At 66.5% G+C, this 21,866-nt stretch carries 22 protein-coding genes and 1 tRNA gene; 8 read left to right on the forward strand and 15 right to left on the reverse strand.

The genetic code is table 11. The features are described 5' to 3' along the window. Positions 1-21: 21 nt before the first annotated feature. Positions 22-618 carry a DUF308 domain-containing protein gene (locus E0W80_RS01395; RefSeq protein ID WP_047519592.1) on the reverse strand — a complete coding sequence of 199 codons (597 nt, stop codon included), beginning with the start codon at positions 616-618 and terminating at the stop codon, positions 22-24. Between the two features lie 183 nt (positions 619-801). Here E0W80_RS01395 and E0W80_RS01400 point away from each other — a divergent pair, with 183 nt between their 5' ends. Genes E0W80_RS01400 through E0W80_RS01410 form a run of 3 tightly spaced genes read left to right on the forward strand, consistent with a single transcriptional unit; the run spans position 802 to position 4,000 of the window. Further along, complete coding sequence (locus tag E0W80_RS01400; protein WP_131491104.1) at positions 802-1,200, forward strand: helix-turn-helix transcriptional regulator; 399 nt, start codon at positions 802-804, stop codon at positions 1,198-1,200. A 5-nt stretch (positions 1,201-1,205) separates the two neighbouring features. After that, on the forward strand, positions 1,206-1,616 hold the full coding sequence (locus E0W80_RS01405; RefSeq protein ID WP_131491019.1) for a VOC family protein: 411 nt from the start codon (positions 1,206-1,208) through the stop codon (positions 1,614-1,616). 29 nt (positions 1,617-1,645) lie between these two features. Beyond that, entirely contained in the window at positions 1,646-4,000 is a 2,355-nt protein-coding gene (locus E0W80_RS01410; RefSeq protein ID WP_131491020.1) for an excinuclease ABC subunit UvrA, read from the forward strand. Positions 4,001-4,051: 51 nt separating this feature from the next. Here E0W80_RS01410 and E0W80_RS01415 read toward each other — a convergent pair whose 3' ends face one another. Together E0W80_RS01415 and E0W80_RS01420 are read right to left on the reverse strand one after the other, a co-directional pair. Beyond that, positions 4,052-4,897: a class I SAM-dependent methyltransferase gene (locus E0W80_RS01415; RefSeq protein WP_131491021.1), complete on the reverse strand. Its 846-nt coding sequence runs from the start codon at positions 4,895-4,897 to the stop codon at positions 4,052-4,054. Between the two features lie 221 nt (positions 4,898-5,118). Then, positions 5,119-5,652, reverse strand: coding sequence for a hypothetical protein (locus E0W80_RS01420; RefSeq protein WP_131491022.1), 534 nt, complete (start codon positions 5,650-5,652; stop codon positions 5,119-5,121). A 267-nt stretch (positions 5,653-5,919) separates the two neighbouring features. Between E0W80_RS01420 and E0W80_RS01425 the strand changes: the two genes are divergently transcribed. Further along, a complete protein-coding gene (locus E0W80_RS01425; RefSeq protein ID WP_194239227.1) occupies positions 5,920-6,171 on the forward strand; it encodes a hypothetical protein in 252 nt (83 codons plus the stop codon). A 46-nt stretch (positions 6,172-6,217) separates the two neighbouring features. Beyond that, positions 6,218-6,640, forward strand: a complete 423-nt coding sequence (locus E0W80_RS01430) for a DUF1801 domain-containing protein (RefSeq protein ID WP_165875368.1) — start codon at positions 6,218-6,220, stop codon at positions 6,638-6,640. Positions 6,641-6,702: 62 nt separating this feature from the next. On the opposite strand, the gene E0W80_RS01435 is transcribed toward E0W80_RS01430, so the two are convergent. Continuing rightward, positions 6,703-7,071: a VOC family protein gene (locus E0W80_RS01435; RefSeq protein WP_047519583.1), complete on the reverse strand. Its 369-nt coding sequence runs from the start codon at positions 7,069-7,071 to the stop codon at positions 6,703-6,705. Positions 7,072-7,147: 76 nt separating this feature from the next. Between E0W80_RS01435 and E0W80_RS01440 the strand changes: the two genes are divergently transcribed. Next, positions 7,148-8,473: an MFS transporter gene (locus tag E0W80_RS01440; protein WP_131491024.1), complete on the forward strand. Its 1,326-nt coding sequence runs from the start codon at positions 7,148-7,150 to the stop codon at positions 8,471-8,473. Positions 8,474-8,480: 7 nt separating this feature from the next. On the opposite strand, the gene E0W80_RS01445 is transcribed toward E0W80_RS01440, so the two are convergent. The 7 genes from E0W80_RS01445 to polA form a co-directional block, all read right to left on the reverse strand. After that, the gene (locus E0W80_RS01445) at positions 8,481-9,293 is read right to left on the reverse strand and encodes an arginase family protein (protein ID WP_131491025.1); all 813 of its coding nucleotides are present in this window, start codon (positions 9,291-9,293) and stop codon (positions 8,481-8,483) included. A 90-nt stretch (positions 9,294-9,383) separates the two neighbouring features. After that, complete coding sequence (locus E0W80_RS01450) at positions 9,384-10,130, reverse strand: SUMF1/EgtB/PvdO family nonheme iron enzyme (protein WP_131491026.1); 747 nt, start codon at positions 10,128-10,130, stop codon at positions 9,384-9,386. Positions 10,131-10,149: 19 nt separating this feature from the next. Then, a complete protein-coding gene (locus E0W80_RS01455) occupies positions 10,150-10,905 on the reverse strand; it encodes an SGNH/GDSL hydrolase family protein (RefSeq protein ID WP_205802285.1) in 756 nt (251 codons plus the stop codon). 35 nt (positions 10,906-10,940) lie between these two features. Beyond that, positions 10,941-12,293 (reverse strand): MFS transporter, encoded by a 1,353-nt coding sequence (locus E0W80_RS01460; RefSeq protein ID WP_131491027.1) that lies wholly within the window; start codon positions 12,291-12,293, stop codon positions 10,941-10,943. Between the two features lie 47 nt (positions 12,294-12,340). Then, positions 12,341-13,375, reverse strand: coding sequence for an LLM class flavin-dependent oxidoreductase (locus E0W80_RS01465; protein WP_131491028.1), 1,035 nt, complete (start codon positions 13,373-13,375; stop codon positions 12,341-12,343). A 54-nt stretch (positions 13,376-13,429) separates the two neighbouring features. Then, a complete protein-coding gene (locus tag E0W80_RS01470; RefSeq protein WP_047519571.1) occupies positions 13,430-15,106 on the reverse strand; it encodes a DUF885 domain-containing protein in 1,677 nt (558 codons plus the stop codon). A gap of 38 nt (positions 15,107-15,144) precedes the next feature. Next, positions 15,145-17,778 (reverse strand): DNA polymerase I, encoded by a 2,634-nt coding sequence (gene polA / locus E0W80_RS01475; protein ID WP_205802286.1) that lies wholly within the window; start codon positions 17,776-17,778, stop codon positions 15,145-15,147. A gap of 45 nt (positions 17,779-17,823) precedes the next feature. Between polA and E0W80_RS01480 the strand changes: the two genes are divergently transcribed. After that, a complete protein-coding gene (locus tag E0W80_RS01480; protein ID WP_131491029.1) occupies positions 17,824-18,252 on the forward strand; it encodes a hotdog fold thioesterase in 429 nt (142 codons plus the stop codon). Here the strand turns inward: E0W80_RS01480 and E0W80_RS01485 are convergent. Together E0W80_RS01485 and E0W80_RS01490 are read right to left on the reverse strand one after the other, a co-directional pair. Further along, positions 18,227-18,802 carry a GNAT family N-acetyltransferase gene (locus tag E0W80_RS01485; protein WP_131491030.1) on the reverse strand — a complete coding sequence of 192 codons (576 nt, stop codon included), beginning with the start codon at positions 18,800-18,802 and terminating at the stop codon, positions 18,227-18,229. The two genes, E0W80_RS01480 and E0W80_RS01485, sit on opposite strands and share 26 nt — an antisense overlap. A 2-nt stretch (positions 18,803-18,804) precedes the next feature. Continuing rightward, on the reverse strand, positions 18,805-19,425 hold the full coding sequence (locus tag E0W80_RS01490; RefSeq protein ID WP_017830602.1) for a response regulator: 621 nt from the start codon (positions 19,423-19,425) through the stop codon (positions 18,805-18,807). Between the two features lie 100 nt (positions 19,426-19,525). On the opposite strand from E0W80_RS01490, the gene E0W80_RS01495 reads away from it, so the two are divergent. Beyond that, positions 19,526-19,608: transfer RNA gene (locus E0W80_RS01495), tRNA-Leu, on the forward strand. A 20-nt stretch (positions 19,609-19,628) separates the two neighbouring features. Here E0W80_RS01495 and E0W80_RS01500 read toward each other — a convergent pair. Continuing rightward, positions 19,629-20,225: an alpha/beta hydrolase gene (locus tag E0W80_RS01500; RefSeq protein WP_240740426.1), complete on the reverse strand. Its 597-nt coding sequence runs from the start codon at positions 20,223-20,225 to the stop codon at positions 19,629-19,631. Between the two features lie 172 nt (positions 20,226-20,397). Then, the gene (pyk, locus tag E0W80_RS01505; RefSeq protein ID WP_131491032.1) at positions 20,398-21,846 is read right to left on the reverse strand and encodes a pyruvate kinase; all 1,449 of its coding nucleotides are present in this window, start codon (positions 21,844-21,846) and stop codon (positions 20,398-20,400) included. Positions 21,847-21,866: the final 20 nt, after the last annotated feature.

Below are 21,866 nucleotides of genomic sequence, written 5' to 3' on the forward strand. Positions count from 1 at the left end.
CCGTTCTGTTCGCGGGGGAGATCAGCTGGCCGTGTCTCCCTGAACGGCGGCCACATACTCCTTCTCGTCCTTGCCGAGCGTGAAAGCGCGCACGATCTGGATGATGCCGAGAACGATCAGCGAGATGCCGAGCAGCAGCCAGAATGCGAAGCCGGCGATCAGCGGCGAGAACAGGACGATGATTCCGGCGACGATGCTCAGGAGCGCGTAGAGAACGGTCCAGACGCGCGAGCCATCGCTGCCCAGAAGCGTCAAGGCCACGACGCCATCGACGATCCAGCTGATGCCGATGAAGATCACGACCACGAACGCGAGCGTGGCCGCGGCTGCATTCAAGTTGAAGAACGCGATGATGCCCGCCGCGACGTAGAGCAGTCCGAGGACGATGTGCCCCACGCGGGCCCATCCGCCCTTGGCGCTCGAGAAGATGCCCAGCCCGATGTAGACGAGTCCGGCGACGACCAGGTAGGAGGCGAAGATCGCCGTCACGATGACCGCGGACTTCACCGGCCAGACGAGGAGGACGATTCCGGCGACGAGCGCGAGAACACCGGCGACGGCGAGCGAGATGCGAATCGATTTGAACAGTGACTTCGCCTCGGTGAGTGGTTCAGACATGGTGGGGGACCCCTTTCTGAGAAGATCCTGTGAGGATGCTTCCTCAGGGTAGCGCCCTCACCGCCCCAGATGGGGAGGAGTCGCCGTTCGCGTTTCATTCCGTCACACCAGGACACCCGGCGTCATGGCACTATCGACTTCGTGACGGGTCCGGATGATGCGCGCTTGCGCGAGCTCACAGTGATGCGAAGAGTGCGGGATCGCATCGATCGCGAGTATGCCCGGCCGCTCGATGTCGAGGCGCTGGCCCGGGGTGTGCACATGTCGGCGGGGCACCTGAGTCGGTGCTTCCGGGACGCATACGGCGAATCGCCGTACTCGTACCTGATGACGAGACGGATCGAGCGGGCCATGGCGCTTCTGCGCCGTGGCGACCTCACGGTCACCGAGGTCTGCTTCGAAGTCGGCTGCTCATCGCTCGGCACGTTCAGCACCCGGTTCACCGAGCTGGTCGGTGTCTCACCCCGCGTGTACCGTGAACGAGCAGCGCACGTCGAAGGGATTCCCTCGTTCCAGGCCAAGCAGGTCACACGACCGATCAGGAATCAAGAAGCACCCCGCATCGATGCCCATCTAACGTGAACACCATGAACATCAGCATTCACTACGCCTTCCTGCCTCACACCGACGCCGAAGCTGCGCTCGGGTTCTACCGCGATGCGCTCGGCTTCGAGGTGCGCAACGACGTCGGGTACGACGGTCTGCGCTGGCTCACGGTCGGACCGGAGGGACAGCCCGAGACATCGATCGTGCTTCACCCACCGGCAACCGACCCCGGCATCACCGACGCCGAGCGGCAGACGATCCTCGAACTGATCGCCAAGGGCAGCTATGCCGCGCTCACCCTCGCGAGCGACGACCTCGACGGGCTCTTCGAACGGCTCGTCGAACGAGGGGCAGACGTCGTGCAGGAACCCATGGACCAGCCTTACGGCGTCCGCGACTGTGCTTTCCGGGATCCGGCAGGCAACCTGCTCCGTATCAACCAGGCCGCCTGAGCCCTCCACCGAATCGACGAAGGACGCTGATGACCACCGAGCACCCCGCCGACACCCACGACCTGATCCGCGTTCAGGGCGCGCGCGAGAACAATCTGAAGGATGTCAGTGTAGAGATCCCGAAGCGACGTCTCACCGTGTTCACCGGAGTCTCGGGGTCAGGCAAGAGCTCGCTCGTCTTCGACACGATCGCCGCGGAATCCCGCCGGATGATCGATGAGACGTACAGCGCTTTCGTGCAGGGGTTCATGCCGTCGGTGCCGCGTCCGGACGTCGACGTCCTGGAGGGACTGACCACGGCGATCATCGTCGATCAGGAACGACTCGGAGCGAATCCGCGCTCGACCGTCGGCACGGTCACCGATGCCAACGCGATGCTGCGCATCCTGTTCAGCAAGCTCGGGCAGCCCTACATCGGCGGACCGACCGCGTTCTCGTTCAACATCCCGACGCAGAAGGCCAGCGGCGTCATGACCGGTCCCGGCGGCGAGAAGAAGATCGTGAAGGATGCGATCTATCTGGGCGGCATGTGTCCGCGTTGCGAGGGGAGGGGAGCGGTGTCGGACCTCGATCTCACGCAGATCGTCGACGAGTCCAAGTCGCTCGATGAGGGCGCCATCATGGTCCCCGGCTACACCGCCGACGGGTGGATGGTGAAGGGCTTCTCCCAGTCGGGGTTCTATCCGTCCGACAAACCGATCGCGGAGTTCACGGACAAGCAGCGGCATCTGTTCCTCTACGGCGAGGTCACGAAGGTGAAGATCTCGGGGATCAACATGACCTACGAAGGTCTGATCCCCAAGATCACGAAGGCGATGCTCTCGAAGGATCTCGACGCACTCCAGCCGCATATCCGAGCCTTCGTCGAACGCGTCGCCACCTTCGCGGTCTGCCCGGAGTGCGACGGCACGCGGCTCACTGAAGGTGCGCGCTCTTCGAAGATCGAGGGCGTCAGCATCGCGGATGCGTGCCGAATGCAGGTGACCGACCTGGCTGAGTGGGTGCGCGGACTCGATCTTCCCGGCGCCGGACCGCTGTTGCAGGCGCTCAGCGCCAACCTGGACGCGTTCGTGACGCTGGGACTGGGATACCTCAGCCTCGAGCGGCCGTCGGGCACGCTGTCCGGGGGAGAGGCGCAACGCATCAAGATGCTGCGGCACCTCGGCTCCTCGCTCACGGACATCACCTACGTGTTCGACGAGCCGACGATCGGCCTGCACCCGCACGACATCCAGCGGATGAACGGCCTGCTGCTGCAACTGCGCGACAAGGGGAACACCGTCCTCGTCGTCGAGCACAAGCCTGAGACCATCGCGATCGGCGATCACGTCGTGGATCTGGGGCCAGGAGCCGGCAGCGCGGGCGGAGAGATCTGCTACGAGGGCTCGGTCGAGGGGCTGAAAGCGAGCGGAACGAAGACCGGAGATCATCTCGAAGACCGCGCGACGTTGAAGGACGAGGTGCGAACGGGGTCGGGAAAGATCGAAGTGCGCGGCGCGTCGGCGAACAATCTGCAGGACGTCGATGTCGATATCCCCACCGGAGTCCTCACCGTCGTGACCGGCGTCGCCGGGTCGGGCAAGAGCTCACTCATCCATGGATCGGTGTCCCATCAGGATGGCGTCGTCGCGATCGACCAGGCCGCGATCAAGGGGTCCCGCCGCAGCAATCCTGCCACCTACACAGGACTCCTCGAACCGATCCGGAAGGCGTTCGCGAAGGCGAACGGCGTGAAGCCGGCGCTGTTCAGCGCGAACTCGGAAGGCGCGTGTCCGTCATGCAAGGGGGCGGGCGTCATCATCACCGAACTCGGTTTCATGGACACGATCGAGACGCCGTGCGAGGACTGCGGAGGTAAGCGCTTCCAGGCAGGCGTGCTGGAGTACAAGCTCGCGGGCAAGGACATCACCGAGGTCCTCGATCTGCCGGTCGCCGAGGCCCGGCTCTTCTTCGGCGACGGCGAGGCGAAGCTGCCCGCCGCGGCGGCGATCCTCGGTCGCATGGAAGACGTGGGACTCGGATATCTGTCGCTCGGGCAACCGCTGTCGACGCTGTCGGGCGGCGAACGCCAGCGTCTCAAGCTCGCGATCCAGATGGGGGAGAAGGGCGACGTCTACGTGCTCGATGAGCCCACGACAGGTTTGCACCTCGCGGATGTCGACAAGATCCTGGGCCTGCTGGATCGACTCGTCGACGCGGGGAAGACCGTGATCGTCATCGAACACCATCAAGCAGTCATGGCGCACGCGGACTGGATCATCGACATCGGCCCCGGCGCCGGTCACGACGGCGGGAAGATCGTCTTCGAGGGAACCCCGAGAGATTTGGTATCCCAAAAGGCGACGCTCACGGGGGAGCACCTCGCGGAGTACGTCGGAGCGTGAGTCGGGCAGGGGGATAGTCCGCCCGGCGTTGCGCCCCGCTTCGTCGCGGTCTCAGTCCCGGCGGGCGATGATCGTGTACGTGCACGGCAGCTTGTCGCGCTCTGCATCGGGCCAGGCATAGCCGCCGGGAACCTCCACCATGCGGTCGCTGAAGCGCCACGGCAGGGTTCGGCCTTCGTCGAAGTGGATGAGCCGGAGACCGGCGCGCAACAGAGCGCCGAGGATCTCGGACAGGGGGTGCGGCCACTCGTACGTGCGCGTGTGAGCGAGGCGTCCGTCACCGACGTAGGTGCTGTCGTCATCCCACTGCTGCGCATGCCCGGTCGCGAAGTAGGAATAGCGTGTGGTGAGCTCAGCAGCGTTCTCATCGAGTGCGTAGAGCGCGGGATGGCCGTCACGGATGAAGAACATGCCGCCCGGCCGCAGCAGTGCCACGATCTGGGCGGCCCAGCGGTCCAGATCGCTGAGCCAGGTGATCGTGCCGATGCTCGTGTAGACGACATCGAAGTCGCCGTCGACTGCGGCACGCGCATCGAGAACGTCGGTTTCCACCCAGGTGGCGTCGATACCCAGGCGCCCAGCAAGCTGGGCGGCAGCACGGAGCGCGGACGGCGAGAAGTCGACGCCGGTGACTGTGGCGCCCACGCGAGCCAGCGAGACCGTGTCGGTGCCGATGTGGCACTGCAGGTGGCACAGGTCGAGCCCGGAGAGCGAACCGGACGGAAGGAACGACTTCATCGCGTCCAGATCGTCGCGCACGACGTCGCTGAGATGATCCGGGTCGTCGAACGCGTCGAGACCGTACGCTTCTTCGTGCACAGGCACACGATCTTCCCAATTCTCCTGGTTCGCCAGCCGCGCAGATTCCCAGTCGATGTCGACGTTGTTCCCGTTCACGCAGTGAGCCTATCGAGGACCCCGCTCCAGTCCGAGTTATATCCGATAATGCACATTATGTCAGCTTGTGTCGATCAGGTCGCTCCTCCTCTCCCTGCGGCAGGAACTGCGAGGATAGGTTCGATGACTCCCACCGGCCATGACTCCACGTGTCTCGTCATCCTGCGCGGCGACGCCATTGAACACGACAGCCAGCGGAAGCCGCTCGGCGTGAACCGCCTCTAAGTCTCGTAGGGGCTGGCCTTCACCCTGCCTCGTAGCCATTGGACCGGCCACACGAAATGCGCAACGGAGAGGGCAAACACGCCCCAAGCAATGGCCAAGAGTCCCCAAAGTACCGTGGCTGCAGACGCGCCGCCCTCCCCCGGGCTCACGGCCAGCGCCGCGGTGATTCCGATTAGAGCGATGAATCCAACGACCGCACCGGCCACCGTGATCGCGCCGTTCGCGAGCCACCGAGACCGAAGCGCCGGAACGAGTCGAATCGGCAGTCCGATGACCATTGCGAGGACCATCGATGGTGCGGCGACCAATACGCCACTGAAGACGATTCCGATGAGCGACATGGCTCCGTCATACTCGTTGCCGCCAGCCCCTGAGGCGATCATGCCGGTCCCCACGATCACCGCCGCGACGAACAAGACGAACCCACCCACAAAGAACTGAGCGATCGTCAATGTCCGAAGGTCGATCTCTGGCCGCGAAGTGCCCTCATCGCCAGCGGTTGACACGTTCGCGGCCCCGTTTGTGCTCACGTCTCGATCCTACGAGTTCGCCCCGCGGAGGCGGAGAAGCCGCCCATCACCTTCGCGCTCCCCATTGCACCGCGTTGCTGCTGGGGGCTGCGGACGCTCCCGATCCTCCCGAACCGGGGCGCCCACCGAGCCGCCTCCGCGTTGCACGACGTCATCGAAACGCCACCAAGTGACTACGAGCTGTGGGAAAGCGGCGACACAGGATCGCCAGCAGTCTCGATCAGGTCTCTCCGCCTCTCGCTGCGGCAGAATCTCCTCGGGCGGCGGGTGGCTCTCATCTCTCAGGATCACTTTCGCCGCGAGGTGCTGCACGACCCCGATCGGCGTCATGCGGGAAGACCGCTCGCGATCGCCTTCGGACAGGACGAGCTCCGCGAATGGTACGACGGATGGCAGCCCCTCCCCTGGTTCGAAGAGACGCGAGTGGGCCGCGAGGTGTCGACCGACGAACTGGTGTCATCGATCCTGCAGAACCTCGGGCGTCCGGGGCTACACAACCCGACGAGCGAAAGCGCGTAGTCCGAAGTCGGCATCGACGAATGAACCTCGGCGATAGGCTCCGATCGTGGACAGAGTGAAAGATGACGTGTATGGGTTCCTGGTGGCGGCGTCACGCGCCGATGAACTCGTGCGCTTGGACGAGATCATCCGTGAAGCGCTGCCTGGGGTGGACCGTGTGCTGTGGCGAGGCAAGATGTGGGGCGGCACGGAACAGGCGATCGTGGGCTACGGCACGATCGCTCAGCCCCGCCCTCGGGGCGGAAGCGTCGACTGGTTCCTCGTGGGGCTCGCGGAGCAGAAGAGCCACTTGTCGGTCTACGTGAACGCGGCCGAGAACGGCGAGTACCTCGTGCGTGCGCGCGCTCATCAGCTCGGGAAGGTCAAGGTCGGCGCTGCGGCGATCACCTTCCGGTCCGTCGACGACCTTGACCTCGCGGAGTTCCGCTTGTTGCTCCAAAAGGCGCGGGAGATCGAACTCCCCGGATAGCACGTCCCCGTCACGCTTCGTAGCGCCTGGGCCGCGGTGAGATGAGAGCCCCGGCGGGACTCCTACTGTGTGGACCAGACGCCGAGCTCGTTGCCCGTCGGGTCTGCAAAGTGGAGGCGTCGTCCACCGGGGAACTCGTACGGCGCCTGGAGGATCGTGCCGCCGGCCTTCTCGATCGCAGCCTGCGTGGCGTCGAGGTCTTCGGAGTAGAGGAGCACGAGAGGACCGCCGACCGGCCGCGGCTCATCCGCGAGCATCAGCCCACCGGATTCATTGCCGTCGTCGCGCGGTGAAACGATCCCTGCGTATCCGGGGCCGTAGTCGTGGAAGCCCCAACCGAAGGCCTCACGGAAGAAATCCTTCGACTTCTCCAGATCGGTGACGACGAGCTCGATGTAGTCCAGTGAGTGGTGCAGAGGTGAACCTGTCATGACGCCACCGTAGCCACCGTCACCGACAACGCTCCGAGGGCACTGAAGCCCGGTGGCAGAGGAGTAGCGTTGAGGCGTGCCGCCGGTCTCCCCCTCCCCCGTGTCGACCCCGGGGTTGCGCGCATGGATCATCTGGTCGGTCGGTGTCGCGGCCTACGTCCTCGCCATCACGAATCGCACGTCCCTCGGCGCGGTCGGCGTCGAAGCGGCGGACCGGTTCCAGGCGGATGCGTCGACGCTCGCCCTGTTCGCCGTGGTGCAGCTCGCCGTCTACGGCGGAATGCAGATTCCTGTCGGGGTGCTCCTCGATCGCTTCGGATCACGACCGATCATGACGGTCGGCATGCTGCTCATGGCGGCTGGTCAGCTGACGATGGCGCTGTCTCCGAACATCGGGATCGCGATCTTCGCGCGTGTGCTGCTCGGCGCCGGCGACGCCGCGATCTTCCCCGCCGTGCTTCGACTCGTCGCGACCTGGTTCCCCGCGCAGCGCGGACCGCTGATGGTGCAGTTCACCGGAATCATCGGCCAGGCCGGCCAGCTGATCGCGCTGGTCCCGCTCGCGGCGCTGCTCCACGCGACGACCTGGAGCATCACGTTCGGAAGCATCGCGGGACTCGGTCTGCTGTTCGCGATCCTCGTGGCGCTGGTCATCCGCAACCATCCCCCGGAGCAGGGCGCGGACGTCACCGTCAACACGGATACGGGTGTGGTCCGCGTCGTCACGTCTGCGATAGACACCGGTGTCGGCATACGCGCGGCGTGGGCTCACCCCGGCACCAGGCTCGCCTTCTGGTCGCACTTCACCACTCCCTTTGCGGGTACTGCTTTCGTGCTGCTGTGGGGAATGCCGTTCCTCACCGCCGGCGAGGGTCTCGACACCGCGCACGCCGCCGGCATCATCTCTGTATATGTCGTTGCGGGAATGTTTCTCGGGCCGATCATCGGCGACCTCTCCCGCCGACACCCGAATCACCGCTCACTCGCGCTCGTGCTCCCCGCCGTCGGCGTGCAGATGGCAGCGTGGATCGCTGTCATCGCTCTCCCCGGAGCGGCGCCGATCTGGCTCCTCTACGTGCTGGCGATCGCTCTCGCCACCGGTGGCCCCGCTTCGATGATCGCCTTCGACCACGCTCGGACGCACAACCCGAGTCATCGTCTGAGCACCGCGACCGGTGTCACGAACGCGGGTGGCTTCATCGCCGCATTGATCGCGATCTTCCTGATCGGACTCGCGCTCGACCTGCAGGGCGCGGGGACCCCCGAGACCTATTCGCTGGAGGCCTTCAGGATCGCCTTCCTCATGCCCATCCCGCTGTGGATCCTCGGGGTGACCTTTATCCTGATCGAACGCAAACGCACTCGGATCCGCATCGGCCTCGATCCGGAACGTCGGCGCTGAGGGACGCTCAGCGGAGCAGGTGCTGGAGTGTCTCCACGATCAACTCGACGCTGACGCGCTCCGGCACCTCCGCATCGCCTGCTTCGAACTCCGCGAGTTCGATCCCCCGCACGGAGTCCGGCGGTAGCGCAGCGAAGATCGCGGCGATCTGGTGAGGCAGCAGTCCTCCCCCGACGCGGTACGCGGCAGGGATGTAGCCAGGCTCGAGGACGTCCCAATCGACGTGGATCCACACCGGGCGACCCGCGACCGACTCGAGGACGCGCTCGGGCGTGCTCTCCGACGGGGGGATGACGGTGACGCCGGCATCGGCGAGCAGCTGCTCCTCAGCGGTGTCGATGTCCCGGCCACCGACCACCACCACCTTTCTCGGATCGAGGCCCGCCCCGTGCCCGCTGTTCCAGAGCCCACACGCAGCGGCCAGGACCATACCTCCCAGATACCCGGAATCGGTCGTATCGGGTGTGTTGAAGTCGCCATGCGCGTCGATCCAGAGCACGACGGCCTCGGGATGATGCGCGGCCGCCGTCGGCAACGTGCCGAGGCTCGCCGCGCAGGTGTTGGTGATCAGAAGAGGCGTCGTGCCATCCGCGATGGCTTCGCTCACCGCGGTGCGCAGCCCTCTCAACGTCGTCTCCGCTTCGGGAAGTGCGACGGACCAATCATCGATCTCGCTCGGTGTCGGCGTGCCGATGATCAGCGGGTCGACAGCGAGAAGTGACGAGACCGCCTCGCCGACGCGTCGTGCACCCGCGAGCGCCCCATCGGTGCGGTCGGCGACGCGGCCCTGGGAGACGATGAGCGAATATTCCGATGCCATGGAACCAGCTTTCCACCCGTGCTGCTCCCCGCCAAAACCGTCGGACAGCGAGCCTTCCCTCTGCGGACTTCGGAGACTGCGAGAGAGACGTCACCGTCGACGCGGCGTCCAACCCGACGGAAGCGGCCCGTCCTGCACAGCACGCTCGCGGTCGGCTCGAGCCGACCACCCCTGCGCCTGTTCGAGCGTGTCGAACGCCCCTCGAGCAAGCCGGAGGCCGACGTCTTCGTGATGCATCCGCGGCGCTCCCCCTCGGCGGACCGAGGCGCGGACACTCCACGCATCGTCAGCGAATCCGCCCCCGCGGAACACCCGGTAGTCGTCGTAGCGGGCAGGATCCAGGAGGTCCCAGCACCACTCCCATACGTTGCCGAGGGTGTCGAAGAGACCGTGGAGGTTCGGGAGCTTCCCCCCGACATCTTGCGGAGACGAGACGCCGTCCGCGCTCGTCCACGCCGCATCGGCCAGAGGCGCATAGTGCGGCCCGGTCGACCCCGCCCGACACGCGAACTCCCATTCCGCCTCGGTGGGCAGTCGGTAGCCGTCGGCCGTCGTGTCCCAGGCGACCTCCTCGCCGTCGAACAGATAGACCTGGTCCAACCCTTCCCACTCGGAGGCGGCGTTGCAGAAGTGGACGGCGCGCAACCAGCTCAGGTCGGCTGCGGGGCGACGCGGGTGGCGCATCGGAATGCCCAGTACCTCGGTGAGCTGCGCCTCGGTCACGGGGTACACGCCGATCTCGTACGGCTCGAGCGTCACCTCACGCTGCTCGCCCCGTCGCGCATCGCGGAGGGTCACGACCCCGGCGGGGATTCGCGCGAGCTCGATGTCGGTCACTTCGCGTCACTCCGCGGCATCACGACGGGACCCGTTCGACCCAGGCCGGGTATTTCGCCGCACGGCCGTCGCCCGACGAGGTACGCGTCACTCGTCGGCGCACCCAGGGCCCGACGAACTCGCGGTAGTAGGCGAGGCCCGATGGTCCTGCACCCATGCGATCGCTCGGCGCCCACCAGGTCTCCGGAGGCTCGAACCCGAGCGCGTGGAGCACCCTGGCAGCGACACGGTGATGACCGGCCGCGTTCATGTGCAGACGATCGTCGGCCCAGTACGCGCCGCGAGAGAGTTCGCGATCGGGCCAGTTGAGCGCCCGGATGACGTCGGGGCGTCCTTCGATGCGTCGGAGCACCGCCTCGGAGAGCAGGTCTCCCCTGCGCTGGACGAGGGAACCCATCGGCAGCTGCCCGCTCGGGTTCGCACCGGAAAGCAGGATCATGGTCACGCCCTCCTCGTCGCAGCGACGCAGCACCCGGCTGAAGGCGTCGGCGATGTGCTCGACGTCGGTACGCGGTCGCAGCATGTCGTTGCCACCGCCGTTGAAGGAGAGGTGGGTCGGGCGCAGCGCGAGCGCCGGTTCCAACTGCTGCTCGACGATCGGCCAGGCCAGCTTGCCCCGGATCGCGAGGTTCGCATACTGGATCGGGTATCCGGCTGCATCGGCCCATCCTTGAGCTGCGAGGTCCGCCCAACCGCGTTCCCGCCCATCCGGAAGGACGTCACCGACCCCCTCCGTGAAGGAGTCGCCGATCGCCACGAACCGCACATCTGCCATCGCCCCAGCCTATTGCGGGTCGGCGACAACGGGGATCAGCGATCGTCGAGCGCTCGCCCGCGCCGATCGACGAGCCCCCAGGCGGCGGCGGCAGCTCCGAGGAAGCATGCCCCGAAGACCGCGAACAGCAGCGGCGCTCCCCCGGCGACCAGCAGCACGGGAACGGACAGAGGAGCCACGATCGACGCGATACGGCCCACTCCGGCAGCCCAGCCCGCTCCTGTCCCCCGCAGCGACGTCGGATAGATCTCCGGCGTCACGGCGTAGAGCGCACCCCACGCACCGAGGTTGAAGAACGACAGCGCCATGCCCGCCGCGATGATCGCACCCTCTGTCGTCGCGGTGCCGAAGATCACGGCGGAGACCGCCGAGCCGAGAAGGAACACCGACAGCGTCACACGGCGCCCCCACACCTCGATCAACCACGCGGCGACCGCATAGCCCGGAAGCTGCGCCAACGTGATGATCAACGTGAAACCGAATGAGCGCACCAGATCGAACCCGGCGTCGACGAGGATGCTCGGGATCCAGATGAACGCTCCGTAGTAGGCGAAGTTCACCCCCAGCCACACCACCCACAGGCAAAGAGTGCGCAGCCGGAACTCCGGGTTCCAGAGTGTCGCCAGCCGCGCCCTCGCCGTGACGGCGATCGCACGGGAGGCGGGTTCCTTCCGGATCGCGGGTGCGACTTCCACACCGGCATCGGTCTCGAACGCCGAGACGATGCGGTCTGCCTCCGCGATGCGTCCTCGTGAGGCGAGCCAGCGAGGTGACTCCGGCATGCGCCAACGTACGAAGAGTGCGTACGCCGCGGGGATCGCGCCCAGCGCGAACGCCCAGCGCCAGCCGTCGTCCGAAGCCGGGATGACCAGGAAGCCGATCACCGCGGCGGCGGTCCATCCGAGCGCCCAGAAAGCCTCCAGCACCACGATCAGGCGGCCGCGGATCCGCGCGGGTGCGAACTCGCTCACATAGGTCGACGCCACCGGGAGCTCTGCGCCGAGGCCGAGTCCCACCAGGAACCGCAGGACCAGGAGCGCCACCAGTCCTCCGACCAGGGCGCTGGCACCGGTCGCGATGCCGTACACGAGCAGCGTGAGGGCGAAGACCTGCCGCCGGCCGAAACGATCGGCGAGGAGCCCACCGAGTGTGGCCCCGACGGCCATGCCGATGAATCCGACCGAGGCGATCCAGCCGGCCTCGCCTTTCGTCAGCCCCCACTGCTGCGTGAGCGCCGCGAGGATGAACGAGATCAGGCCGACATCCATCGCGTCCAGCGCCCAACCGACCCCGGACCCTGTCAGCAGGCGGAGGTGTCGACGTGTGAACGGCAGGACGTCCAGGCGCTCAGCCAGCGATGAGCGGCCCGGCAGGGCAGAGTTGGCCATATTCTTCATCGTAGAGCCGAGCGCCCGACGTCCTGCGCGGGATGTCGTCAGTCCTGCGCGTCGAGGATCCGCTTCACGCGCGGGATCACTTCGGTCCCGTACAGCTCGATGCTGCGCATCATCGACTCGTGCGACAGGGTGCCGGTGGCGTACTTCAGGTCGAACCGCCCGAGCCCGAGGGTCGTGATCGTGTCTGCGATCTTCGCGGCGACGCGGTCCGGTGAACCCGCGTAGATCGCGCCTTCCGGCCCGACGTCGTTCTGGAAGCGCGCGCGACTGTACGCCGGCCATCCGCGCTCCCGGCCGATGGTGTTGTTCATCGCTTCGAACCCGGAGTAGGCGGCGTCCCAGGCTTCCGCATCCGTCTCGGCGATGTGGCCGGGCGAATGCACCGAGACAGGATGCGAGGTGGTTCCGAAAGACGCGACAGAGCGGTGGTACAGATCGACGAAGGGCTTGAACCGCGCCGCCGGCCCGCCGATGATCGCGAGCATCAGCCCCAGGCCATTGCGCGCGACCCGTACGACGGACTCCGGGCTGCCACCCACCCCCACCCAGGTACGAAGACCCTTCTCGGTCTTGGGGAACACGTTCGCATTCTCCAGCGAGGCGCGCATGGTGCCCGACCATGTCACGGGCTCCTCCTTGAGGAGTTCGACGAACAGCTCGAGCTTCTGCTCGAACAGCGCGTCGTAGTCCCGCAGGTCGTAGCCGAAGAGTGGAAAGGACTCGATGAAGGAGCCGCGGCCGAGGACGACCTCGGCTCGGCCGTTCGAGAGGGCGTCCAAGGTCGAGAAGCGCTCGAACACGCGGACCGGATCATCCGAAGACAGCACCGTCACCGCCGTGCCGAGGCGGATGTGTTCGGTGCGGGCAGCGATCGCGGCGAGCACCATCTCCGGCGCGGACACCGCGAACTCTTCGCGGTGGTGCTCCCCCACCCCGAAGAAGTCCACCCCGACCGTGTCTGCGAGCTCAGCCTGCTCCACGACGTTGCGGATCGTCTGCGCCCCGGTCAGGAGCTTCCCGCCCGCGTCCCTCGTGATGTCGCCGAAGGTGTCCAGTCCGAATTCGATGCCCATGTCATCCCTCTCTATTCAGGTGAATGAACACTCGTGGGCCGGATCCCATTCCCGTCAGCGTGGGAGCAGAGCGCTGCGCAGCGTGTCGAGGCCGACGCCGCCCAGGTCGAGCGCCTTCTTGTGGAAGTCTTTGAACGAGAAGGCATCTCCCTCGGCGGCACGGACTCCGTCGCGCACCTGCTCCCAGATGCGCTGACCGACCTTGTACGACGGCGCCTGGCCCGGCCAGCCGAGGTAGCGGTTCACCTCGAACTGCACGAACTGATCCGACATGTTCACGTTCTGGCGCATGAAGTCGAGTGCGTACTCCGCGTCCCACACTCCGGTGCCGTCGAGACGCGGCTTGCCCAGGTGCACACCGATGTCGAGGACGACGCGGGCGGCCCGCATCCGCTGTCCGTCGAGCATGCCGAGCCGGTCGGCGGGGTCGTCCAGGTACCCGAGCTGCTCCATCAGACGCTCCGCGTACAGAGCCCAGCCCTCGGCATGACCCGAGGTTCCCGCGAGCAGCCGACGCCAGGAATTGAGCTCGGCCCGGTTGTACACCGCCTGAGCGATCTGCAGATGGTGACCCGGGACGCCCTCATGGAAGACCGTGGTGAGCTCCCGCCACGTGTCGAACTCCGTGACGCCCTCGGGGACGGACCACCACATGCGACCGGGGCGAGAGAAGTCGTCGGTCGGGCCGGTGTAGTAGATGCCGCCCTCCTGCGTGGGGGCGATCATGCACTCGAGCGTGCGAATGGCTTCGGGGATGTCGAAATGCGAGACGCCGAGTTCAGCGACCGCGCGGTCGCTCGTCTCCTGCATCCACTTCTGGAGAGCGTCGGTGCCGACGAGCTTGCGCGCGGGGTCGGCTTCCAGGTGGGCGACCGCTTCCTCGACGGACGCACCGGGGAGGATCTCGTTCGCGATCGCGGTCTGCTCCTCGACCATGCGCGCGAGCTCCTCGCGCCCCCACTCGTAGGTCTCGTCGAGATCGATGGTCGCCCCGAGGAAGCGACGCGAGTTGAGCGCATAGAGGTCACGCCCCACTGCGTCGTCGTCGCCTGCGGCAGGAGCGAGCTCCTCCGCGAGGAAACGGCGCAGTTCGTCGTAGGCGACACGGGCCGAGGCCGAGTTGTCGGCGAGAGTGCGGGCGAGAGACGCGGGCAGCTGCCCCTCCTCGGGGTCCGCGTTCGCGACGAACGCAGCGAAGAAGCCGTCATCGGCGGTGTAGCGATCGATCTGCGTCGCCACCTCGGTCACCTGCCTGCGCGCCGGCACGATGCCCTCCGCGATACCCGTCCTGAGGGTCTCGACGTAGCCGCGAAGGGCATCGGGCACCGCGGCGAGGCGGGTCGCGATCACGTCCCAGTCCTGCACCGTCGCCGTGGGCATCAGGTCGAACGCCGCGCGCACATCCTGTGCGGCAGAAGCGATCACGTTGAGATCGCGCAGGTGCCACTTCGCGTCGTGCAGCTCGAGGTCGAGCCGGAGCTCGGCACCGAGGTCGGTCTTCGTCACCTCGTCGATCGCGTCCACGGGCTCGAGCGCGGAGAGCTTGTCCAACGTCGCACGCGTCGCCGCAGCGATCTCCTCATGCCCGGCGGGGCTCAGGTCGCCGAAGCGGTCGTTCACCTCGTCGCGCCCGATGTAGGTGCCGAGAGTGGGTGCCAGAACCGCGATCGTGTCGACCCATTCATCGGCGACGGCGTCGATGGCGGAAGGGGTGCGGGGAGCTGAAGTCATAACTGCCAGCCTAGCCCCGGCCCCTCCCGCGGCGGAGGTCAGTGCGCGGCTTCGTTCCAGTCACGGCCGCGGCCGACCTGAACATCGAGCGGCACCGACAACTGTGCGGCATCACCCATTCGAGCGCGAACGATCTGCTCCGTGGCGTCCCACTCCCCCGGGGCGACCTCGACGACGAGTTCATCATGGATCTGGAGCAGCACGCGCGAGGACAGCTGCTGGGATCGGAGATCGTCGTGGATGTGAAGCAGCGCGATCTTCATGATGTCGGCGGCGCTCCCCTGGATCGGCGCGTTGAGGGCAGCGCGCTCGGCGTTCTCGCGCAACACCCGGTTCGGGCTCGCGAGGTCGGGGAACGGCCGACGGCGCCCGAAGATCGTCTCGGTGTAGCCGACCTCTTTCGCCTTCATGACCGAGGCGCGCAGATAGTCGCGCACCGCGCCGAATCGTGCGAAGTACTCCACCATCAGCTGCTTGGCCTCGGACTGCTCGATGCGCAGCTGCTTCGAGAGCCCGAACGCCGAGAGTCCGTAGACGAGGCCGTAGGACATCGCCTTCACCTTCGTGCGCATCGCCGGAGACACCTCGCTGGGCTCGACCCCGAACACGCGGGCGCCGACGAACCGGTGCAGGTCCTCGCCACTGTTGAAGGCCTCGATCAGCCCCTCGTCGCCGGACAGATGGGCCATGATGCGCATCTCGATCTGCGAATAGTCGGCCGTCAAGAGAGCGTCGTACCCCTCGCCGACTTCGAACGCGCTCCGGATGCGGCGCGATTCCTCCGTACGCACCGGGATGTTCTGCAGATTGGGATCGGTACTGGACAGTCGCCCGGTCTGGCTCCCCGTCTGCACATACGTCGTGTGCACGCGGTGGTCGTCGCCGATCGCCGTGTCGAGGGACTCGATGATCTGCCGGAGCTTGGTGGCCTCACGGTGCTGCAGCAACAGGCTGAGGAACGGGTGCGGGTTGCTCTCCTGCAGGTCGGCGAGTACCGCGGCGTCGGTGGAGTAGCCGGTCTTGGTCTTGCGGGTCTTCGGCAACTGCAGGTCTTCGAACAAGACCTCCTGCAGCTGCTTGGGCGAACCGAGATTGAATTCACGACCGACGACCGAGAACGCCTCCTGCGCGAGTCCCTCGGCGCGAGCGGCGAGCTCGCCGGAGAACGTGGAGAGCACCTCGTGCGAGACCGCGACGCCCGCGACCTCCATGTCGGCGAGTGTGAGCAGGGTCGGCAGTTCGATGTCGACCAGGACAGCGGCGACCGACTCGGGGATGTCTTCACGCAGCGCATCGGCGACGCGCAACGCGAACCATGCCTCCTGCGACGGTGTGGCTCCCTCGGTCTCGGGCACCAGCTGGGACGGGTCGGCCTCGGGCAGCTTCTCGCCGAGATAGCGCTCGACCAGGTCGGACAGGGTCTTGTCCGGGAAGCTCGGCCGCAGGAGCCAGCCGGCCAGGCTCGTGTCATAGGCGAGACCGCGGAGGCGGATTCCCTGACGGATCAGGGCCTTCACCTGCGGCTTCGCATCGTGCAGCACCTTCGGCGCGTCGGACTCGATCCATTCGCGCAGAGCCTCTGCGGCGCTCTCCGTCCAATCCGACTCGCGGAGGTCGGTGAGAGTCGCGGCGCCGATCCGTGTGGGGGAACCTCCCTGCGTCATGATCCGCAGGGAGACATCGCCGTCCTGCGCGGCAGCCCAGGCCGCCAGCTCCGCCGGTGACGTCTCGACCGGTGCGGGCACCACGACGACCGACGCCGGGTCATCGGCGACCTCCCCGGCTCCGACGGCCTCGAACACCCGCGGCAGCAGGGTGCGGAACTCGAGCCGGGCGAAGATGTCACGCACGGCCTGCGCATCGATCGGTGCCACGGCCAGGTCGGAGGGCCCGACCGGGAGCTCGACATCGGTGAGGAGACGGTTGAGCTTGCGGTTGCGTCGGACATCGTCGATGTGGTCGCGGAGGTTGCCGCCGACCACTCCCTTGATCTCGTCGGCACGGGCGATCAGCTCATCGAGCGATCCGAACTGCGTGAGCCACTTGACCGCCGTCTTCTCCCCGACCTTCGGAACACCGGGCAGGTTGTCGCTGGTCTCGCCGACCAGGGCCGCGATGTCGGGGTACTGCTCGGGACGCACACCGTAGCGCTCCTGCACCGTCGTCGGGTCATAGCGCTTCAGCTGCGAGACGCCCTGCACCGACGGGTAGAGCAGGGTGACGTCGTCGTTCACGAGCTGGATGGTGTCACGGTCTCCGGAGACGACGAGCACGTCGAAGCCCTGCTCGGCGCCCTGTGAAGCGAGCGTCGCGAGGATGTCGTCGGCCTCGATCCCCTCCTTCGTCAGGACAGGGATCGACATGGCGGCGAGGCAGTCCTGCAGAAGCGGGATCTGACCCTTGAACTCCTGCGGCGACTCGGAACGCGTGGCCTTGTACTCGGAGTACTCCTCCGTGCGGAACGAGTGACGCGAGGTGTCGAAGGCGATCGCCAAGTGCGTCGGCTGCTCGGCTTTGATGAGGTTCACCAGCATCGAGAGGAAGCCGTAGATGCCGTTGGTGTGCTGATTGTCCTTGGTCGTGAAATTGTCGACCGGGAGCGCGAAGAAAGCGCGGTAGGCGAGCGAGTGGCCGTCGACGACCATGAGGGTAGGCTTTGCGGAGTCCGTCACCCTGTCAGCCTAACGAGGACGACAGACACCCGCTGAGGAGGATGCATGAGCGACGTCGCGACGAGCGAGGGACTCGACTGGGCCACGGCCCGCGGAATGGGCGCCCTGGCCGAGAAGATGGGCATGGAGTTCGTCGAGTTCGGCATCGACCGTTGTGTCGCGACGATGCCTGTCGAAGGCAACACCCAGCCGGTCGGCCTCATGCACGGTGGCGCGTACGTGGTGCTCGGCGAATCGCTCGGTTCGATGGCGGCGAACCTGCATGCCGGTGCCGGCCGACTCGCCGTCGGCGTCGACATCAACGCGACGCACACCCGATCGGCCACGTCGGGCGTCGTCACCGGCGTGTGCACACCGGTGCACCTGGGACGGAGCATCACCGTGCACGAGATCGTGGTGACCGACGATCAGGGACGCCGCTGCTCCACGATCCGCATCACCAACATGATCAAGGACCTTCCCGCCGCGAACTGAGCGGTTCCTCGAGCAGTCGCTGGAACAGCAGGTGGTCCTGCCACTCCCCCGCGATGCGGAGGTACTTCGGCGCCATGCCGATGCGCTCGAAGCCGTTGCCGATCAGCACGCGTTGGGAACCGAGGTTGTGCAGCAGGGTGGCGGCCTGGAGCCGGTGAAGGCGGAGCTGCGTTCGTGAATACTCGATGAGCTGAGCGACCGCGCGGCTCGCGAGGCCGCGACGCAGCCGCGTGGCATCGACCCAGTAGCCGAGGTCAGCGCTCCAGAACGCCCCCCGGACGATGTTGTTGATGTTCATCCGACCGCGGATCTCCCCGTCATCGGATTCGATGACGAAGCGGAGACTCCGCCCGGCGTCCGCGTCTTCCACGCAGAGCTGTGCGTGCTGCTCCTGCGCGGCGACGGTGAAGAACGCCTCCGAGCGCGTCGGCTCCCACGGCGCGAGATGTTCGCGATTCGCGACATACGCACGGGCGAGCGCAACCCCATCCCCCCGCCTCACCGGCCGCAGGATGTGCTCGGTATCGAGCCGGATCGCGCCGGCGCTCACCGCTACTTCTTGGGGGCGAGCTGCTCGATGATCGCCTTGGCGACGTCCTGCATCGTCAGACGGCGGTCCATCGACGCCTTCTGGATCCAGCGGAACGCCTCAGGTTCGCTCAGGCCCATCTTCTCGTTGAGCAGACCCTTGGCCCGGTCGACGAGCTTGCGGGTCTCGAAGCGCTCGACCATGTCGGCGACCTCGGCCTCGAGCGTGATGATCTGCTCGTGGCGAGCCAGCGCGATCTCGATCGCGGGCAGAAGGTCGTTCGGAGTGAACGGCTTCACGACGTACGCGAGCGCACCGGCCTCGCTCGCGCGCTCGACGAGCTCCTTCTGGCTGAACGCTGTGAGCAGGACGACCGGCGCGATGTTGCCCTTGTGCAGCTTCTCCGCGGCGCTGATGCCGTCGAGCTGCGGCATCTTGACGTCCATGATGACGAGGTCCGGTCGGAGCTCGGTCGCCAGAGCGACCGCGGTCTCTCCATCCCCCGCCTCGCCCACGACATCGAAGCCGTTGTCGCGAAGGATCTCGACGATGTCGAGACGGATCAGCGACTCGTCTTCAGCGACGACGACGCGTCGGGGTGCGGATGACGTGGGCTGCTCAGCCTGCTCTTCTTGCTCTGTCACACAACCATCCTAGTGGAGAGCCCCTGTTCGCAGGCCCCAGGCGGTCGGCGCGGAGAATCCGGCTCTCATGCTGCGCTAAAGTCGTAGACGCGACACACGAGCCGGCGTGGCGGAATGGCAGACGCGGAGCACTCAAAATGCTTTGTCCGAAAGGGCGTGTGGGTTCGAGTCCCACCGCCGGCACCGTTTGATGAAGAGAGCCCTCAGTGCTCCTCGGCGAGGACAGCCAGCTCGGCGAGTACCCGGGGATGCGCGAGGATCCGGAAATGGCCTCCGGTGTCGAGGCGGACGTTCTTGGCACCGACGAGTTCGCTGCCCTCCGGGATGTGCGGGTCGAATTCCGCGTAGATCGAGACGATCCGATCGTTCACCGACCGCCTCTGGGTGAGGCTGACGATTCCCGGGTCGTCGGGGGCGAACTCCCGCAGCGTCCGCGAGAGCATCAAACGGGCATAGCTCGAACCGCCGAACGGTGTCGCGATCGCCAGCATCGAGCGCACACGGCCGGCCGCCGGTCCCGTCATGACCAGCTTGCCCGCGAGCCCGCCCTTGCTGTGGGCGACCAGGATCACATCCGTGAGGTCATGGCGCTCCAGGAAGTCCCCGACGCTCTGCGCCATCTCCACCACCGGACGTCGATTGCGATGGAGGGTGTCGACGACCTGGACCGGATGGCCTCGCTCATGCATCGCCGCGACGAGCGGCTGCATGAACTTCCACGTCTCGTAGACGCCGGGAAGGACGACGATCCGTGCACCGCTCCCGGAGGTGAACGACGCAGGATCCGTGCGGTCGAACATCGCGCGCAGCTGCCAGAACCCCGCGTACGCGTAGTCCGCGCACCACCACCCCGCCTTCCTCAGCGCGCCGATGACGTGCTCCTCGGAAGACGATGCGGACCCATGAGGGAAAACTACCGGATCGCACGGCAGAGGGGGCGAAGCCGAAGCTCCGCCCCCTCGATGCGCGATGTCAGACGCCGGCCTTGTAGATCGGTGCCGCGCCGCGGATCGCGTCGCCGACCTTGTGCACGCGCAGGTCGTTGGTCGATCCGACGATTCCGGGAGGGGAACCGGAGATCACGACGACCTTGTCCCCCTCCTGTGCGAGACCGTTGCCGAGCAGATACTCGTCCACCTGGTGATACATCAGGTCGGTGTGCTGGACCATGTCGACCAGGGTGGAGCGGATGCCCCAAGTCAGAGCCATGCGGCGACGGATTCCCGGCTCCGGGGTGAACGCGATCATCGGGATGCGTGAACGCAGACGCGATAGACGACGCGCGGAATCCCCGGACTGCGTGAACACGCAGAGGAACTTCGCCTCGACGAACTCCGCCACCTCGAGAGCAGCGAGCGTGATCGCGCCTCCCTGCGTGCGGGGCTTGGTCGTCAGCGGCAGGATGCGCTCCAAGCCGTGCTCTTCCGTGGAGGCGATGATCCGTGCCATGGTCTCGACGACCACGACCGGGTAGTCGCCGACGCTGGTCTCACCGGAGAGCATGACGGCATCCGCACCGTCGAGGACGGCGTTCGCGACGTCCGAGGTCTCGGCACGCGTGGGAACCGGGCTGCTGATCATCGACTCGAGCATCTGCGTCGCGACGATCACCGGCTTGGCCATCCGGCGAGCGATCTCGACGGCGCGCTTCTGCACGATCGGCACGGCCTCGAGCGGAAGCTCGACGCCCAGGTCACCACGGGCGACCATGATCGCATCGAACGCGTCGACGATCTCTTCCAGTGCGTCGACGGCCTGCGGCTTCTCGACCTTGGCGATGACGGGAACCTTGACGCCCTCTTCCGCCATGATCTCGTGAACGCGGGTCACATCGGCGGCATTGCGCACGAACGACAGCGCGATCAGATCGGCGCCGATGCGCAGTCCCCAACGCAGGTCGTCTTCATCCTTCTCGCTGAGAGCGGGGACGTTGACGGCGACACCGGGGAGGTTGATGCCCTTGTTGTTGGAGACGGCACCGGCGACGATGACCTTGGTGGTCACCGTGACGCCGTCGGTCTCGACGACCTCGACGCGGACCTTGCCGTCGTCGATCAGGAGGAAGTCGCCCGGCTTGACGTCCTGCGGGAGGCCCTTGAAGGTCGTGCCGCAGATCTCCTTGTTGCCGATGATGTCTTCGGTCGTGATCTTGAAGATGTCGCCCTTGGCGAGCTCGTACGGCCCGTCCTCGAACTTGCCGAGGCGGATCTTCGGCCCCTGCAGGTCGACGAGGATCGCGACGGCCCGGCCGGCATCCTCTGCGGCACGACGCACGTTCGCGTAGTTGTTCTCGTGGACCGAGTAGTCGCCGTGGCTGAGGTTCAGTCGCGCGACGTCCACCCCCGCATCGATCAGTGCGCGCACCGTCTCATACGTGGAAGTTGCGGGGCCCAAGGTGGCGACGATTTTCGCGCGTCTCAACAGATACTCCAGGGTAGAAA

Origin of the sequence: Microbacterium sp. PI-1 (assembly GCF_004337555.1) — a bacterium.
GTDB classification, from domain to species: domain Bacteria; phylum Actinomycetota; class Actinomycetes; order Actinomycetales; family Microbacteriaceae; genus Microbacterium; species Microbacterium aurugineum.